This is a genomic window from Vibrio sp. 1562, assembly GCF_033340155.1.
Classification (GTDB): Bacteria; Pseudomonadota; Gammaproteobacteria; order Enterobacterales; family Vibrionaceae; genus Vibrio; species Vibrio alginolyticus.
The window spans coordinates 1-615 of record NZ_JAWOVY010000511.1 but is presented as its reverse complement, the minus strand read 5'-3'; the positions used below and the strand labels follow the sequence as shown (position 1 = coordinate 615).

The 615-nt window shown below is 39.3% G+C and carries 1 protein-coding gene; it reads left to right on the top strand.

What is annotated here, in order from left to right; genetic code table 11:
- Nucleotides 1-302 precede the first annotated feature (302 nt).
- Nucleotides 303-611 carry a hypothetical protein gene (locus R7Z49_RS26110; RefSeq protein WP_318112576.1) on the top strand — a complete coding sequence of 103 codons (309 nt, stop codon included), beginning with the start codon at nucleotides 303-305 and terminating at the stop codon, nucleotides 609-611.
- The last annotated feature ends 4 nt before the right edge of the window (nucleotides 612-615 follow it).

Genomic DNA, 615 nt, shown 5'->3' with positions numbered 1-615 from the left:
TTCAACTCTTCGTCTTGCGCTAGATAATTTGAATCATGAAGTACGTAAGAGTAGTGGCTATAGCTCTATGGCACAATGCGCGATGCAAACTCAAAGTAAAGCTGATAGTGCAATCATCATTCAAAACTGTATCAATTTGATAGATAGCTAACAAACTGTTTAAGAGTGATTTCCAACGCTTGGCATTTTTACTATGCGTTAATTTGAGTGATTAAGGTGCTTTGTGGTGCATCGGTTTTGCGTTACTCACCCCCTTAATTGGGCGTTAGCAGACAAAAGTAAATCAAGGAAGAGGGTACGTTATGTCTGATAAAGTAATTAAGTCTTCAACAGCTACAACTCAATTCGGTGCGACTAAAGCAGATGGGAAATTAGAACTAACGAAGCCGGATTTAATTTTTATTCCGTACAACGAAAAGTTGGGTTTTGGTCCATATCAATTAAAGCGCCAAGACATTACTGCCGTAGCTAAGTGCTTGGGCAAAGGTGGTGGTGTAATTCCAATCACTACGGATGCATTTCGTATAAAATTAGCCAACAATACGTGTTACGAGTTTATTGTAGCGAAGCCAGAGCAATGGATAGAAGCACTCGGTGAAATTGTCAGCTAACAAA